Here is a 15,140-nt window from a genome sequence, read left to right as displayed (position 1 = left end):
GTTAGGCTTAATTGCCCAAAGGATTTTTTATGAGTATCTCTGTATCTACCTCATCTGAAAGCAATTCAAAAAAACCTTTGTTAGGCGTGAATATTGATCACGTGGCAACATTGCGTCAAGCGCGCGGTGTGAATTATCCGAGTCCTCTAGCTGCTGCATTACTGTGCGAAAAGGCAGGGGCAGATGGTATCACTATACATTTACGCGAAGATCGTCGTCATATACAAGATGCGGATGTTTATGAAATGGCAGGCCAGTTGTCGACGAGAATGAATCTAGAGATGGCCGCAACTGATGAGATGCTTGCAATTGCCTGCGAAATTAAACCTTTTTGGGTATGTCTAGTACCTGAGAAGCGTGCAGAGTTAACGACAGAAGGTGGTCTTGATGTTGCAGGGCAAGTCACGTCTTTGAAAGAATATGTTCATAAGCTACAAGACTCTAATATTAAGGTTTCTTTGTTTATTGATCCTGATGACAAGCAGATTGCAGCCGCAATAGAGTGTGGTGCAGACGCGATAGAATTGCATACAGGTGCTTATGCTGAAGCAGGCTTAGCAAATGATACTGATGCACAGCTGGCTGAACTTAAAAGAATTGAACAAGCAGTAGCTACAGCACAGAGCCTAGACGATAAATTGCTTATTAACGCAGGTCATGGCTTAACGTGTGACAATGTTAATGCCATTGCAAAGATTGATGGTATTTATGAGTTAAATATTGGTCATGCACTTATTGCAGATGCGGTGTTTGTAGGGTTAGAAAATGCTGTGACAATGATGAAAGAGGCCATGTATAAATAGGTTTGCATATACGGCATCTATTACCCATTACATTTCGTAGGGTGGTCTGCATTAAGTTTATGTTTGACGATACCGGATTGGTTAAAAGAAATTTGGTACATTGACTTGTTATAAGAAGAGGTGGGGCAGTATTTTATATGGCCAAAATGTCCTCGCGGTCTGCCGCTATCGCCCCAAAATTTAGTATAGTGGCGCCTACCGCCAACTCTTAACTTCACTGTACTATATCTTAGGTTTAAGGATTGCTGAGTTAATAAGGTATCTACTTGAGAATCAAAATGCTTATTGTTGTTTTTATCTACGAATAGCAGAAGCGTTTTATCACTGTTCCTATGACATTGCTGTGCATCATTCGACAAACAAACCAAGACATCCTGCCGACTTATATAGCTTTCGGCCTTTGCTAAGGATAAGGTGTTCTCTAGTTGATGCTTGACCCGTTGGGCTTCCATTCGTGCTAAGTGCGTTAAGATACTTGGCGCTGCAATAGCTGCGATAATTCCTAATACCATTGTCGTCACAGTTAGCTCAACGAGAGTAAAGCCATTTGATTGCTTAGCATTTAAAATATTATTGTTTTGAAGGGTTGATTTCCTATAACTGACTAACTTCAATAGTTCATCAAGTAACCTATATGCAATGGTTAAAAACTTACCAACTCTATATGTGTCTTTTCTGCGAATAGATATATAAAGAACAAAAGTTACTATTCTTCTATAACTGGCTAGTACCTTATTAAGTAAGTTCATAAAGCGCTGCATCCTATAGCTGTTTGTCATTCAAGTAAAAAACAACGTCTCACACATCCTTGTGTTGACTATCTTTTAAGCAAACCAATTGTCCAAATTCTTTAAACTTTCTCTTATTCCACTGTATGTAAAACACATACAACACCTAATTACTTGATTTTCAGAAGAATATTGGTTTTTTACAATATATATGTAATATATAGCGACTGTCAAAAAATGTTTCAATTAGTGAAAGAATGACATTAGCAATAGAGAAAAAATTCTAATTGTAATAAAATGCTTCAAGAAAATAGCTATCAATAGACTATACATCTATCGCAAACCGATGTGTAAAAGATAAGAAGCGTAAGGTGTGTTAGTTCTGGGTAACTTAGACTGTTTATTGTGTTTTAGTTACAACATTATCGTGTAATAATGTGTAGCTCGTTAACGAAAAAAGTTGTAAACTGAATTAATAATCGCTAAGCTACTCCTTAATTGGTTTTGCTTTGTAACTTAAAATGTGTAAGAGATGTCAATCTTAGTACGTCTTGAGAATCGGTTTTGCTTAATGCATCACTAAAATTATCCTTTGGAGGAAGTCCATGAAATTGAACAAAATAGCTCTAGCCCTTGTTGCTGTAGCAGCTGCACCGATGGCAGCTAATGCTGGTGTTACTATTAGCCCATTGTTACTTGGTTATCACATGACTGAAGAATTCAGTGATACCTCTGACAAACAGCGTGAAGTTCTTACTACTGGTAAAGACCTTTACTTGAATGCCAATGATGATGTTATTGGTGATGGTAGCCGTGGTAACAGCAATGGTGGCGTAGCCAAAGAAAGCAGCCTATATACTGGTGCAGCTTTAGGTATCGAACTTACTCCTTCTACTCAGTTCCAAGTAGAATATGGCGTATCTGATGCAAACGGCGAAGCTTCTGAAGATTCAGCTGATGCAGGCGTTAACCGCTTTGATATCGAACAAGAAATGATTTCTGGTAACTTCTTGATCGGTACTGAAGAATTTACTGGTTACACTGATAGCGCACTTAAGCCATATGTACTAGTAGGTGCTGGTCAGTCTAAGATTAAAGTAGAAAACCAAGAGCAGTATACTAATTCTAACGGTGAAGTAGTTGCTGCTGGTACTGAAGTATCAAACTCTAAAGATACTATCGGTAACCTAGGTCTAGGTGCTATGTATCGCATCAATGACGCGCTAAGCCTACGTGGTGAAGCTCGTGCGATTCATAACTTTGATAACAACTGGTGGGAAGGCATGGCTTTGGCCGGTCTAGAAGTAGTACTAGGTGGCCATTTAGCACCTACAGTAGCAGTACCACCTATGCAAGAGCCAGTAGTTGACAACACTCCAGTAGTTGTTGTTGAAGCTGATCTTGATTCTGACGGTGATGGCGTACCTGATAGCATCGATGCATGCCCAGGCACTCCAATGAACGTTGTAGTTGATGAGCGCGGTTGCCCAGTACCAGTAGACATTACTGACGAACTGAAAATGGAACTACGTGTATTCTTTGATAACGACAAGTCAGCTATCAAAAACCAGTACAAGCCAGAAATCGCTAAAGTAGCAGAGAAGATGCGTGAGTATCCTAACTCTACAGCTCGTGTAGAAGGTCATGCTTCTAAGACTGGTCCTTCAGCACGTTATAACCAACGTCTATCTGAAGCTCGTGCCGTTGCTGTTAAATCTATGCTAACTAACGAATTCGGTATCGCTCCAAACCGTCTATCAACTGTAGGCTATGGTTACAACAACCCAATCGCTTCAAACGACACTGAAGAAGGTCGTGCTATGAACCGTCGTGTTTATGCCATCATCACTGGTGACAAAACAATGACTGTTGAACAAACTAAAGATATGGTTGTTCAGTAAGTATTAGCAAAATAACCGTATAGTAAAATATACAGTTACAAAAAAAGCCACCCAATGGGTGGCTTTTTTTTATTTATGTATTGAGAAAAGTGAGTTATTACATAAATTTATGAATCAATAATGTTATACTAGCCACCCAAACATTCTGTAAATTAACAGTATGTACATTAGCATAGCAATCTGTATGATGAATTCGTCAGTATAGATATTTGATTGTATTGAACTTTTTTATTTGATAGCATTCTTTTTTGCATCATCTTAGACTCAATATCTATCTGATTGATGATGAAAGTTTATTCAGCAGCGCTTACTGCTACTGCATTTTTTTAAGACGAAACGAGCATTTTATATGGCGAACGATATCAAACACCTGCGTAACATTGCAATTATTGCCCACGTTGACCACGGTAAGACAACTTTGGTTGATAAGTTATTACATCAGTCTGGTACTTTTGGCGACCGTGCAAACATTGCTGAGCGTGCAATGGACTCAGGTGATATTGAGCAAGAACGTGGTATTACCATTTTGGCTAAAAACACAGCTATCCGCTGGACAGATAAAACTTCAGAAACCGAATACCGTATCAACATTGTAGATACCCCGGGTCACGCCGATTTCGGTGGTGAAGTTGAGCGTGTAATGTCTATGGTTGACTGCGTACTTTTGGTTGTTGACGCTGTTGATGGCCCAATGCCTCAGACTCGTTTTGTGACGCAAAAAGCATTCGAACAAGGTCTAAAGCCGATCGTTGTTATTAACAAAATCGACCGTCCTGGCTCACGTCCTGATTGGGTAATGGATCAAATCTTTGATTTGTTTGATAACCTAGGTGCAAACGATGAGCAGCTTGATTTCCCAGTTGTTTATGCTTCAGCATTGAACGGTATTGCAGGTCTAGAAGCAGATGATTTAGCTGATGATATGACTCCATTGTTCAAAACTATCGTTGACGTTGTTCAGCCTCCACAGGTTGATGCTGACGCTCCGTTCCGTATGCAAATCTCAAGCCTTGACTACAACAGCTTTGTTGGTGTAATCGGTATTGGTCGTATTCAACGTGGTAAAGTTAAACTTAACACGCCAGTGACTGTTATTGATAAGCATGGTAAGACGCGTAACGGCCGTATTCTAAAAATCATGGGTTACCATGGTCTTGATCGTATTGACGTTGAAGATGCACAAGCAGGTGATATCGTTTGTATCACAGGTATCGATGCACTAAACATTTCTGATACTATTTGTGATCCTAACAACGTTGAAGCATTACCAGCACTAACGGTAGATCAACCTACAGTATCTATGAACTTCCAAGTAAATAATTCACCATTTGCTGGTCGTGAAGGTAAGTTTGTGACTTCACGTAACATTCGTGAGCGTCTTGAGCGTGAATTGATTCATAACGTAGCATTGCGTGTAGAAGACACTGAGTCTCCTGATAAATTCAAAGTATCAGGCCGTGGTGAGCTTCATTTATCAGTACTTATCGAAAACATGCGCCGTGAAGGTTTTGAGCTAGGTGTTTCTGGTCCAGAAGTTATCGTTAAAGAAGTTGATGGTAAGCTACAAGAGCCGTATGAAAACGTTGTCTTCGATATCGAAGAAGAGCATCAAGGTTCTATCATGGAGCAAGTTGGTCTACGCAAAGGCGAGATGACTAACATGGAGCTGGACGGTAAAGGCCGTATGCGTATCGAGGCAACCATACCAGCGCGTGGCTTAATCGGTTTCCGTTCTGAGTTCCTAACCCTTACTTCAGGTAGTGGTATCATGACCTCGAGCTTCTCACATTACGGTCCACAGAAGATCGGTGATGTTGGTGGTCGTTCTAACGGCGTATTGGTTTCTATGGCAAATGGTACTTGTCTAGGTTTTGCTCTATTTAACCTACAGAAACGTGGTAAGTTATTTGCTGAACCACAGCTTGAAGTTTATGAAGGCATGATTGTTGGTCTTAACTCTCGTAACGATGATATGACTGTTAACCCAACGACTGCTAAACAGTTAACCAACGTACGTGCTAGTGGTACTGACGAAGCATTGACGTTGACGCCAGCAGTGAAGTTCACTCTTGAGCAAGCGCTTGAATTTATTCAAGACGATGAGCTAGTCGAAGTAACGCCAAAAGCGGTACGTATTCGTAAGCGCTACTTGACTGAAAGTGAGCGTAAGCGTCATGGCCGTGGTAAGAAAGGTGCTTAATATCAATCAGTGAGTTACTTAGTAATTCATAATATTGATGTTTGACGCGAACACTTAGTGTCAGTAGTTTCTACGGGCACTGAGTGATTCAAAAATGAGCAGTATAAGATGAACTATTAGTGGTTCACTTTATACTGCTTTTTTTTGTGTTGTAATCTTGGAAAAATACAGACAGAATGAATAGTGGCATTAATGTATTCAATTATCAGCATAAAAGCTAAATGTGACACTAATTATATAAATATCTATTTGTTTATAGATAAATTTTGAGGAAAAAACAATGAGTATGGTTTCAGAGTTTAAAGAGTTCGCTGTCAAGGGTAATGTGATGGATTTGGCAGTCGGTGTCATCATCGGTGGGGCTTTTGCTACCATCACAAAATCTTTGGTAGATGATATTATTATGCCGATTGTCGCTTTTATTTTTGGCGGCGAGATTAATTTTGAAAATATGTTCTTAGTTTTAGGTGATGCACCTGATGGTATTGCTCTGACTTATGATGCGCTCAAAGAAGCAGGTGTTCCTGTATTGGCTTACGGTAGTTTTATTACCGTACTTATTAACTTCTTAATTTTAGCTTTCATCATCTTCATGATGGTTAGAGGTGTCAATAAAATGCGCCGTGCTGAAGAAGTAGAGGAAGTTATAGAAGAAGCAGTAGAAGAGCCATCAGAGGAAGTGAAATTGCTACGTGAAATCAGTGCCAAATTAAGTAATACTAGTATTACGAAATAAATTATCGACTTTTCGACAATAAAAAAGGCTAACTCCTCGTTAGCCTTTTTGCTATGAAATAGTCACAGTCATTTTTTGTGAACTATTTGATGTACCTACTAAAAGCAAATTGTTATGGAGTGACCACTACATAGTCATTGGTATTAATTAAAATTTCTGATGGTTGATCGACAACGATACGTACTACGTTATTATCAATAACTTGAGATTTGTAATAGTTGTCTTCTGCAACTGTACAGCCTAAACAGCGTCCCATCGCATCCCAAGGTTCAACGAACAGTTTCTGCTGTGCTTGATCTGCATTACCACCAATAAGTGAGAAAGGTAGGCTTACGATATAAGCTGCTGTACCAGCTACAGCATTTACAAGTTGCAGTGGCTTGCCAACAATCGTATCGACTACCATCGTCTCGTATGAAGGACCGAAATCAGTTTCATCAATTTCTATAGCTGCAAAAGTAGGCTGAATGGTCACAACTACCAATCCTAAAGTTGCCAATACAGTAAAAAATCTCTGCTTAACTGTGCGTTGGGTTTTTGCTTTAACAGTCATAACGATATCCTGAAACTCATAGTAGTATGATTAATGGCTGCTGCTATCTTCACACAGGAATCTTGCGGCAACAATAGTTAGTCTAAATATTACAGAAAAATAAATGATACGCACTATTTATGTAAGCGCTAGCACTATTAAAGCAAGATGTGCGCTAATAAGCAACAAAAATGAGAACAATCTAGCTATAGCTTTGGCAATATTTAATTCTTTTAGAATAAATACTCTGTTCAAATATTGTCTTCATTTAATCTAAACGCAGCACAAGTAAGCGGGTATCAGTTATTAGCTATTTTAACGGCTGACAATTTGGACAATAAACACTGGCTCTACCAGTAAGCTTGATGTTTTCTAGTGTCATACTGCAATGTAGACAGCTTTCTCCTTGTCTACCATACACATTTAGAGTTTGCTGAAAGTAACCAGTCTGACCACTTGCTACTGTGAAATCTCGTAGTGTCGAACCGCCCAATTTTATCGCTTTCTTTAAAATTTCTTTAATATGATTAACCAAGGTAATAATCTGATCGCGCGAAAGCTGACTGGCCGGCGTAGCAGGATGGATGCCGGATAAATACAGGCTTTCAGTCGCATAAATATTGCCAACCCCCACTACGACCTCTTGTTCCATGATGACAGATTTAATAGCCCGAGTAATGGGTTTTAGTCGCTTATTCGTGTTAGTATCATCTGACGATGACCCATTGCTATCTTGACTAGATAAATCTATACGCTGGATTAAACTGTACAAATAGTCTGCGGTAAAATCTTTTGAAAGCGGTTCAGGACCTAGATGATCTAGTAGTTTATTGCCGTAATCTTCATGCCATAGTACTGAACCAAAGCGTCTCGGATCGTAATAGTGTAGCTGAGACTTTTCATTATCAGTATCATTAAAAACGACGACCAGATGATCATGTTTACGCTTATCAGTACCATAGCTGTGCTGTTGTAAGCTACCTGACATTCCTAAGTGAATAAGAAGCTGACGTGATTCAACTTTACTGGCTGACATAGGAGCGTTATTCTGTGCAGCTACTGGCAGAAAATTAAGAATCAGATACTTTGCTCGGCGCTCAACACTCTCTAATGTGTAATTAACCAGCTCGTTCAAGTTATCTGGCATCATCCATCGCAGCTTTGGTTGAAATACTTTAACATCAACGACCTGTTGCCCAAACAATGGAGCAAGACTGGCTTTAGTGGTTTCTACTTCAGGTAATTCAGGCATAGTATTTTTTGACAACTCTATTGTAGAATAAACAACGACTGACTTAAGGTTTTATTTACACGACTGCACGGCGCGCGTGCAAAATACCATGTTGCTGCTCTAATTTTGCAAGCAACTTAGATAGATGTGCTAAGCCTGAGACTTCAATATGGAACTTTAAAAAAGCAATATTGTCGTCATTGCTTAACGTTTGAACTTGGCGAATATTGACGTTTTCTTTATCAATTATCTGTGTCAAATCACGTAGCAAACCACGTCGGTCATATGCTTCGACATGAATATCAACGGGCTGATAACGCCCCGTCTGTACTTGCCAAGCGGCTTCTATCTTGCGCTCAGGGTCACGCTCGACCAAACGTAAGTACTCTGGGCAGCCTCGATTATGCACGCTAACGCCACGCGATAAAGTGATGTAGCCAGCAATCGGTTCGCCATGCACAGGATGACAACAACCTGCCAAATTGATTTCAATATTATCCAAACCATCGATATGGATTTTATACGCATCGAGCTTACCTGTATCTCGGTTATCTACATGCGGTACAAAGCTCTCTGGTGGTATCTCAGGTTCAAGGTGTAGCTGACGAGAGATATGACTGGTCAACTGATTCAGGCCAATATCACCTGTCACTAGACCCACGATAATATCGTCGGTCGTATTGACATGAAAATGTTGAATATAGTCGTTCAGATCAATACTATTAGGATGAACAGATAGGCGCTCAAGCTCTTTGCTAAGCATTTGGCGACCTATTTCAATATTCTTATCACGGTCTTGCTTGTTAAACCACTGGCGCAGTTTTGAACGGGCCCGGTTGGTATGAATATAACCTAGCGATGCTACCAACCAATCACGATTGGGCTCACGCGATGCTTTAGTAATAATCTCAACTTGCTCACCTGTTTTCAACTGATAAGTCAGTGGCACATAGCGCTGATTGACGCGGGCTGCCTGTGCGCGGTTGCCAACTTGAGTATGCACATAGTAGGCAAAATCGAGAACGGTCGCGCCTTTTGGTAGTTCGGTAATGTCGCCATCACGACTAAAGATATAAATACGTTCTAGCTCATCAAAATCAACGAGTTGCTCTTCTTCATCAAACTCGATATCGTCTATCTCTTCGCCCGCTACCACAGCTGAGCGTGGCTGATTGCGTGTTTCATTGTTGATAGATAATAATTGGCGTAATGAGCTGATTCTTTGATTCAGATAATTGTCTTTCTTATTCTTTAGCCCTTCTTTGTAATTAACGTGCGCGCACATGCCAAGTTCGGCCTCAAAGTGCATCTCATGAGTACGAATCTGGACTTCTAGTGACTTGTTTTCCGCGATTACAGCAGTATGTAGTGAGCGATAGCCATTGGACTTAGGGTTAGTAATATAGTCATCAAACTGCTCAGGAATATAACGCCATAAGCCATGTACTAGGCCTAAAACGTGATAACAGTCAGAAGGGCTATTGACCAACACACGCAAGGCACGAATGTCATAAAGCTGATCAAAGGATAGACCTTTAAGCTTCATTTTTCGATAAATAGAGTAGATATGCTTGACGCGCCCAGATACTTCGCCTTCAATACTGGCATCTGCTAATGATTCATTTAATTTATCTTGTACGCGCTGAATATAAGACTCGCGTTCGCTACGTTTTTCTGACAGTAGCTTTGCAATTTCTTTATAGCGATCAGGTGCTAAATAACGGAAAGCCAGATCTTCGAGCTCCCATTTTAGCTGTGCAATACCTAGGCGATGCGCTAATGGTGCATAAATAGTCATGACCTCACGTGCGACACGAGCTTGACGCTCTGGCCTAGAAAACGTCAACTCACGCATGGCAAAAGTACGTTCAGCCAGTTTTATAAGAACTACGCGCACATCGTTAGTAACAGAGATGAGCATACTATAAATATTTGATAGCTGATCACGCTGATTATTGACGAAATGGTCTTCTAAGCGCTTGTTACTCTCGATAATCTCCGACAGCTTACCCATTGCAAGGGTATCTTTGACAAGTGTCAAAATATCTGGACCAAAGTTTTTTTCAACTTCAGCGAGACTGATGATTGATTTGCGCGCACTGCGATACAACATGGCTGCGACCAGCGCATCTTCATCTTGATAAAGATAGGTCAGAATATCGGTCATACCAATACCGGTCACATAAGCGCCTGAGCGCTCAGATTCACTAGTATTCATATGACTGCGAATAAATTCGCAAGCTGCACTTAGGTTGGGTACTGACTCTTGTCCAATACGTTTGGCCACATTATCTAGCCAAGTAGGTACGTCGATGTTGGCTTGGTCTAAGTCGACCGCCTCAAGCTCTTCGTTTGATAGCGCATTGGTATCATCCAAATACTCGTCTTCAGTGTGAGGATCATGCAAATGATAAGTGTGTGCAGCTGAGCGATCAAAAGTAGTATGTAACTTGTGAGTCGCTAACTGGTATTTGATGTCGAGGGGAATTTGGGCATAGCTATTGGCTGACTGGTGAGAGCGTTGGCTCGCCACCAGTTGCGCCGCAAGTGTTGCACTATCGGCCTGCGTGGTCTGTCCATCCACCAGCGGTAATCCTTCACGAATTTTTACCATAGCCGACTCCTCTTAGCTATTTTGAATTGATTATAACCTCATCTACTATGCACACACTCTGAATTAACGATCCATAAAGTGTCAGCTATAAACCAATACAACTGCTAAAAATGTTATTTTTAGCAGCTATAAAATGCGCGTAAAATATATAAAGCTATGAGTGCAAATGCTTGCTATGTAGCGATTGGAAACATCATCAAAAACATAGGAAGATTGTTTACTATTATCTCATTTTAAAGTGACAAATCAAGCGAGCCTCTGTACGGCTGTGGTCAATTACGCTAAATAATGGCTACTTATTAGCACAAATTTATCAAAGCTTTGAGTTATCTTAGATAATTATAATAACGCTTAATTGTCTCTTTAATTAGGTTCAACTATCAGTTGTTATTAACTATTAATCATTTTTGAAGATTAACAATGTTAAACCGCTACTTTTTCAAAGCGAGCGATAGATTCAACATGGCCCGTATGGCAGAACATATCCATCACGCCAGCATGAGTCAGACGATAGCCTTGTTCTAACAATGCTTTTGTATCACGAGCAAGGGTCGCTGGATTACAAGAGACATAAACAATGCGTTCAGCATTGAATTTTGGCAAATATTGCATAATTTCCCAAGCACCAGAGCGCGGCGGATCAATCAATAGTGCATCAAAACCTTGGTTGGCCCATGGCTTATCAGTACAGTCTTGAGTCAAATCTTGACTGTAAAACTCAGTATTGTTGATACCGTTGCGACGAGCGTTGTCAGCAGCACGTTCGGTCATGGCTTCACTGCCTTCGACACCGACTACTGAGCCTGTCTCGCCAACGAGACGCGCTAGCGGTAAGCTAAAGTTACCCAAACCACTGAATAAATCTAGTACGCGTTCACCTGCTTTTAAGTCCAATAAGTCACAGGCAAGCTTGGTCATCTGACGGTTCACCGATAAGTTTACTTGAGTAAAGTCAGTAGGGATAAATTCAAAAGTCAGATCATACTCTGGCAATTGATAATATAAACGCCCAAATTGCTCGCTCAAATCATCAGCGTCTGTCAACGCAATACGTTGGATGCTATCAACACCTTTCGACTGCAAATATAGCTGCCAATTACGCGCTGCGAAAAATACTTTTAGTTTGTCTATATCAGCGTCTGACAACGGTTCTAAATTACGTACGATGAGCGCAACTGGCTGATTGCCATCAGGTAGTTCTGGCAGTTGCTCACCCATTGCAAGCTCAAGCTGGGCAATCTTGTCACGACTCTCTAGGGTACTAATAAGCGTTTTTAGGTTTTCAATCTCGAAACCAATACGTGGATCTAAGATATGACACTCATTTAGCTCTGCTAAGAAATTACTTGAACGCTCACGGAAGCCGACAAGCGCGGTTTCTTTTTTGACGACATAGCGTACGCCCAAACGTGCTTTGGTACGATAACCAAGACGATCGCCGACCACAGGAGGGAGCCAATTGTCAGGTTCCGCGTTGGCTTGATGCATTAGCATTTCAGACAGTACTGACTGTTTAAAGTTTATTTGTCCATCTGGCTGCCAGTGCTGCAAGTTACAACCGCCGCAAGTACCGAAATGCGGGCAGGGTGGCACAGCACGTTCAGGGTTTGGGTTGGCAGTGATACTAATGGCATCGCCTTCTTCAAAGCTAGCACGGCTGTTGGTTATTTTTACTAAGGCGCTTTCACCTGGTAGAGCAAAGCTAACAAAGATTTTTTTGCCGTGTTTGTCTTCAGCATGGCCTTCCGCAACGTCAAAACCATTACCATAGACAGCAACACCGCGACCATCATGTGACAAGCCATCAATATTAAATGGAATTGGCTCTGCATCTTTTAGGCGACGACGTGTCTTTGATGATGGCTTCGATTTTTTCTTACTAGGCGGAATGACAATCGTTTGGGTGTCGTTTGTTTGAGCTTCATTCGTTTGAGCGTTACTGTTTTGCGCTGCCATATCAGATGCTGTAGATGTTTTTGAATCGGTGGGTTGCATAAACCTGCCTTAATAATAAATAACTAGAAGAGGGGAATAAAAAACTACTAATAATGCGATTTCTATAATTCGGGTGCCGATGACCAGTCAGCGATAAACTCTTGATGTCGCGGACTACCATCCGCTTGGGTATACTTTGCCAGATAGTCATAGCTCTGCTGCTGCCAAGCATCAAAATCTTGTGAAGACAACTGTCCTGTTAGACGTAACCAGCGTAAATAAATAAGCCAAGTGTTCATAACATCAGACTCACAGTATATAGATAGGGTCTGCCAGTCACCGCTACTAACAAGCGCGCCAACCATGCTTCCATCCACGTCAGTTTTACCGGGTAATCCGTACAGACTTGCGACGATATCCATGGCTTCGCGGCGACTAGCACCATACTGGCTAAACCGATCCATCAAGTCTAGATGACGTGTATGAAAACGATTAACATAGTTATCAAAGCGCATGTTTTTAATACGCTCGCCTTCTTCGAACAGCCATGGTGCTGACAAATCATATTGCATGGCACGATATATCAGTACAGGTATGTCAAAGCCTGAGCCATTCCAGCTAATAAGTTGCGGCAGTGTCTCAATGTCGTTAAATGCTCTAAAGAATTTGGCTAGGATTTCTTTTTCACTAAATTTATCGGCAGTCAAAGAAAATAGCGATAACTTACCATCTTTGATATACAGAGCTGAGATACAGACGATACGCTGTAGTGGCAAGCGCATAAAATCATGCCCTGCCTCTTGTGTACGTATCGCTGTCAGCGCACTTAACGCATCCGCATCATTAAGATCGGCCAATTGCGGATAGATACGGCGTGCTGCATCGACATCGGCGACAGTCTCGATATCAAAAACCAATATAGGGTCGGATGGTAGCGCTTGTGACATAGATAATCCTGACTATTTATGAGCTTATAGTTAATTCATTATGAAAGAATGACAACATTAACCTTGCTTGAAGTATTGCATCTGCACTTGGCTGCTCTGCACTTCTTTTAAATTAACGATACTAAATGGTATGTCTTATGCATTAATTAACTTCTGCGCTGCTGTTATCCGTATTGCTATCGTCAACGTTATATAAACCCGTTGATAAATAACGATCGCCACGATCGCAGACAATAAAGGCAATAACAGCATTAGGATTTTCTTTTGCCACTTGGGTCGCTGCCCATGCAGCTGCGCCCGAAGATACCCCAGCAAAAATACCTTCAGTCTTCGCCAATTTACGCATATAGACTTCGGCAATACGCTGATCGATATCCATCACTTCATCAATCAAGTCTGCATCAAAAATACCTGGCATATAAGCCGCTGGCCAACGGCGAATACCAGCAATCGAAGCTTCTTCGTCAGGCTGTAGGCCAATGATTTTGACGTCTGGATTTTGCTCTTTTAGGTAGCGTGACACACCGGTAATCGTACCTGTTGTGCCCATCGAGCTAATAAAATGCGTAATTTTACGGTCGGTCTGTGCCCATAGCTCAGGGCCTGTAGTCAGGTAATGTGCTTGGCTATTGTCAGGATTATTAAACTGATCCAATACAACCCCTTTGCCATCTGCTTGCATCTGCAATGCCAAATCACGCGCAGCTTCCATACCTTCGTCTACTTCAATCAGCGTTGCGCCATAAGCAATCATGGCATCTTTACGCTCTTGGGTAGAGTTGGTCGGCATCAGCAATGTTATCGGGTAGCCACGCATCGCAGCGACCATGGCCAATGCAATACCAGTATTGCCACTAGTGGCTTCAATCAACATATCACCAGGCTTGATATCACCGCGCTGTTCTGCTTGATAAATCATATTAAAAGCAGGGCGATCCTTTACAGAGCCCGCTGGATTATTGCCTTCAAGCTTAGCTAACACCGTGGCACCATTGGCAATGTGCTCTTGCTCAGGCAGGCGTTGAAGTTTTACCAGCGGCGTTTGACCAACGCAATCAGCGAGGGTAGTGATTTGAGTAATAAAGTTAGCATTTGACATGGCCGTAGTGGACATAAAGTATCCTTTTCTATTTTTTAAATATGTTTTTAATGGCTTGTTTTTGATAGAAGCGCTGTTTTTATTGTTTGATCATAATTTTAGACAGTCGCTTGGGTTATAGGTTTACGGTGATAAGCGAGCTAAAAACGAAAGGCATTAGAGTGCGCTCTCATATGTTATGACTATGAGCGATATATTGTGGTAAATAAAAAGTGGCTTTATTATATCATTTTGTTTTCAGCTGCGCTTATCGCATCAAAGATTAATAGTCACTGTATCAGGTCAATGTCAATGTTACGTTGAGGATTGCAAAAGTAGAACTGTTCGCTTAAAGCCATTTTTTCTTTGATACAGAGTGGTTGGTACTCTAATTATAACGTTATTCATCATATGGAATGCCTAACCAGAACTTAT

Annotated in this window: 11 protein-coding genes; 4 read left to right on the top strand and 7 right to left on the bottom strand. The window is 41.1% G+C overall.

The genetic code is table 11. The features are described 5' to 3' along the window. The first annotated feature begins 29 nt into the window (after nucleotides 1-29). Nucleotides 30-803 carry a pyridoxine 5'-phosphate synthase gene (locus V6252_RS06235; protein WP_341609765.1) on the top strand — a complete coding sequence of 258 codons (774 nt, stop codon included), beginning with the start codon at nucleotides 30-32 and terminating at the stop codon, nucleotides 801-803. Nucleotides 804-823: 20 nt separating this feature from the next. On the opposite strand, the gene V6252_RS06230 is transcribed toward V6252_RS06235, so the two are convergent. Next, nucleotides 824-1,552: a GspH/FimT family pseudopilin gene (locus V6252_RS06230; protein WP_341609764.1), complete on the bottom strand. Its 729-nt coding sequence runs from the start codon at nucleotides 1,550-1,552 to the stop codon at nucleotides 824-826. A 584-nt stretch (nucleotides 1,553-2,136) separates the two neighbouring features. Between V6252_RS06230 and V6252_RS06225 the strand changes: the two genes are divergently transcribed. The 3 genes from V6252_RS06225 to mscL all read left to right on the top strand — a co-directional run bounded on the left by V6252_RS06225 (nucleotide 2,137) and on the right by mscL (nucleotide 6,368). Continuing rightward, entirely contained in the window at nucleotides 2,137-3,432 is a 1,296-nt protein-coding gene (locus V6252_RS06225; protein WP_341609763.1) for an OmpA family protein, read from the top strand. A gap of 349 nt (nucleotides 3,433-3,781) precedes the next feature. After that, a complete protein-coding gene (gene typA / locus V6252_RS06220) occupies nucleotides 3,782-5,632 on the top strand; it encodes a translational GTPase TypA (protein WP_057758402.1) in 1,851 nt (616 codons plus the stop codon). A gap of 280 nt (nucleotides 5,633-5,912) precedes the next feature. After that, nucleotides 5,913-6,368, top strand: a complete 456-nt coding sequence (mscL, locus tag V6252_RS06215; protein ID WP_179799041.1) for a large conductance mechanosensitive channel protein MscL — start codon at nucleotides 5,913-5,915, stop codon at nucleotides 6,366-6,368. Between the two features lie 112 nt (nucleotides 6,369-6,480). Here the strand turns inward: mscL and V6252_RS06210 are convergent, their stop codons facing one another. The 6 genes from V6252_RS06210 to cysM form a co-directional block, all read right to left on the bottom strand. Next, nucleotides 6,481-6,921 (bottom strand): hypothetical protein, encoded by a 441-nt coding sequence (locus V6252_RS06210; RefSeq protein WP_341609762.1) that lies wholly within the window; start codon nucleotides 6,919-6,921, stop codon nucleotides 6,481-6,483. 289 nt (nucleotides 6,922-7,210) lie between these two features. Beyond that, nucleotides 7,211-8,152 (bottom strand): bifunctional DNA-formamidopyrimidine glycosylase/DNA-(apurinic or apyrimidinic site) lyase, encoded by a 942-nt coding sequence (gene mutM, locus V6252_RS06205; protein WP_341609761.1) that lies wholly within the window; start codon nucleotides 8,150-8,152, stop codon nucleotides 7,211-7,213. Nucleotides 8,153-8,207: 55 nt separating this feature from the next. Then, nucleotides 8,208-10,745 carry a bifunctional (p)ppGpp synthetase/guanosine-3',5'-bis(diphosphate) 3'-pyrophosphohydrolase gene (locus V6252_RS06200; protein WP_341609760.1) on the bottom strand — a complete coding sequence of 846 codons (2,538 nt, stop codon included), beginning with the start codon at nucleotides 10,743-10,745 and terminating at the stop codon, nucleotides 8,208-8,210. 423 nt (nucleotides 10,746-11,168) lie between these two features. After that, the gene (rlmD, locus tag V6252_RS06195) at nucleotides 11,169-12,740 is read right to left on the bottom strand and encodes a 23S rRNA (uracil(1939)-C(5))-methyltransferase RlmD (protein ID WP_425355861.1); all 1,572 of its coding nucleotides are present in this window, start codon (nucleotides 12,738-12,740) and stop codon (nucleotides 11,169-11,171) included. Between the two features lie 62 nt (nucleotides 12,741-12,802). Continuing rightward, nucleotides 12,803-13,627, bottom strand: a complete 825-nt coding sequence (locus tag V6252_RS06190; RefSeq protein ID WP_057758412.1) for a 3'-5' exonuclease — start codon at nucleotides 13,625-13,627, stop codon at nucleotides 12,803-12,805. Between the two features lie 142 nt (nucleotides 13,628-13,769). Further along, nucleotides 13,770-14,741 (bottom strand): cysteine synthase CysM, encoded by a 972-nt coding sequence (cysM, locus tag V6252_RS06185; RefSeq protein WP_425355860.1) that lies wholly within the window; start codon nucleotides 14,739-14,741, stop codon nucleotides 13,770-13,772. Between the last annotated feature and the right edge of the window lie 399 nt (nucleotides 14,742-15,140).

The organism is Psychrobacter proteolyticus, assembly GCF_038155145.1.
Classification (GTDB): Bacteria; Pseudomonadota; Gammaproteobacteria; order Pseudomonadales; family Moraxellaceae; genus Psychrobacter; species Psychrobacter proteolyticus_B.
The sequence above is the reverse complement of the archived record's forward strand: the minus strand, read 5'-3'. Positions and strand labels throughout refer to the sequence as shown.

Excerpts from the sequence above, each read along its gene's own strand:
- V6252_RS06235 (WP_341609765.1), top strand. The coding sequence starts at position 30 with ATGAGTATCTCTGTATCTACCTCATCTGAAAGCAATTCAAAAAAACCT.
- V6252_RS06230 (WP_341609764.1), bottom strand. The coding sequence starts at position 1,552 with ATGAACTTACTTAATAAGGTACTAGCCAGTTATAGAAGAATAGTAACT.
- V6252_RS06225 (WP_341609763.1), top strand. The coding sequence starts at position 2,137 with ATGAAATTGAACAAAATAGCTCTAGCCCTTGTTGCTGTAGCAGCTGCA.
- typA (WP_057758402.1), top strand. The coding sequence starts at position 3,782 with ATGGCGAACGATATCAAACACCTGCGTAACATTGCAATTATTGCCCAC.
- mscL (WP_179799041.1), top strand. The coding sequence starts at position 5,913 with ATGAGTATGGTTTCAGAGTTTAAAGAGTTCGCTGTCAAGGGTAATGTG.
- V6252_RS06210 (WP_341609762.1), bottom strand. The coding sequence starts at position 6,921 with ATGACTGTTAAAGCAAAAACCCAACGCACAGTTAAGCAGAGATTTTTT.
- mutM (WP_341609761.1), bottom strand. The coding sequence starts at position 8,152 with ATGCCTGAATTACCTGAAGTAGAAACCACTAAAGCCAGTCTTGCTCCA.
- V6252_RS06200 (WP_341609760.1), bottom strand. The coding sequence starts at position 10,745 with ATGGTAAAAATTCGTGAAGGATTACCGCTGGTGGATGGACAGACCACG.
- rlmD (WP_425355861.1), bottom strand. The coding sequence starts at position 12,740 with ATGCAACCCACCGATTCAAAAACATCTACAGCATCTGATATGGCAGCG.
- V6252_RS06190 (WP_057758412.1), bottom strand. The coding sequence starts at position 13,627 with ATGTCACAAGCGCTACCATCCGACCCTATATTGGTTTTTGATATCGAG.
- cysM (WP_425355860.1), bottom strand. The coding sequence starts at position 14,741 with ATGTCCACTACGGCCATGTCAAATGCTAACTTTATTACTCAAATCACT.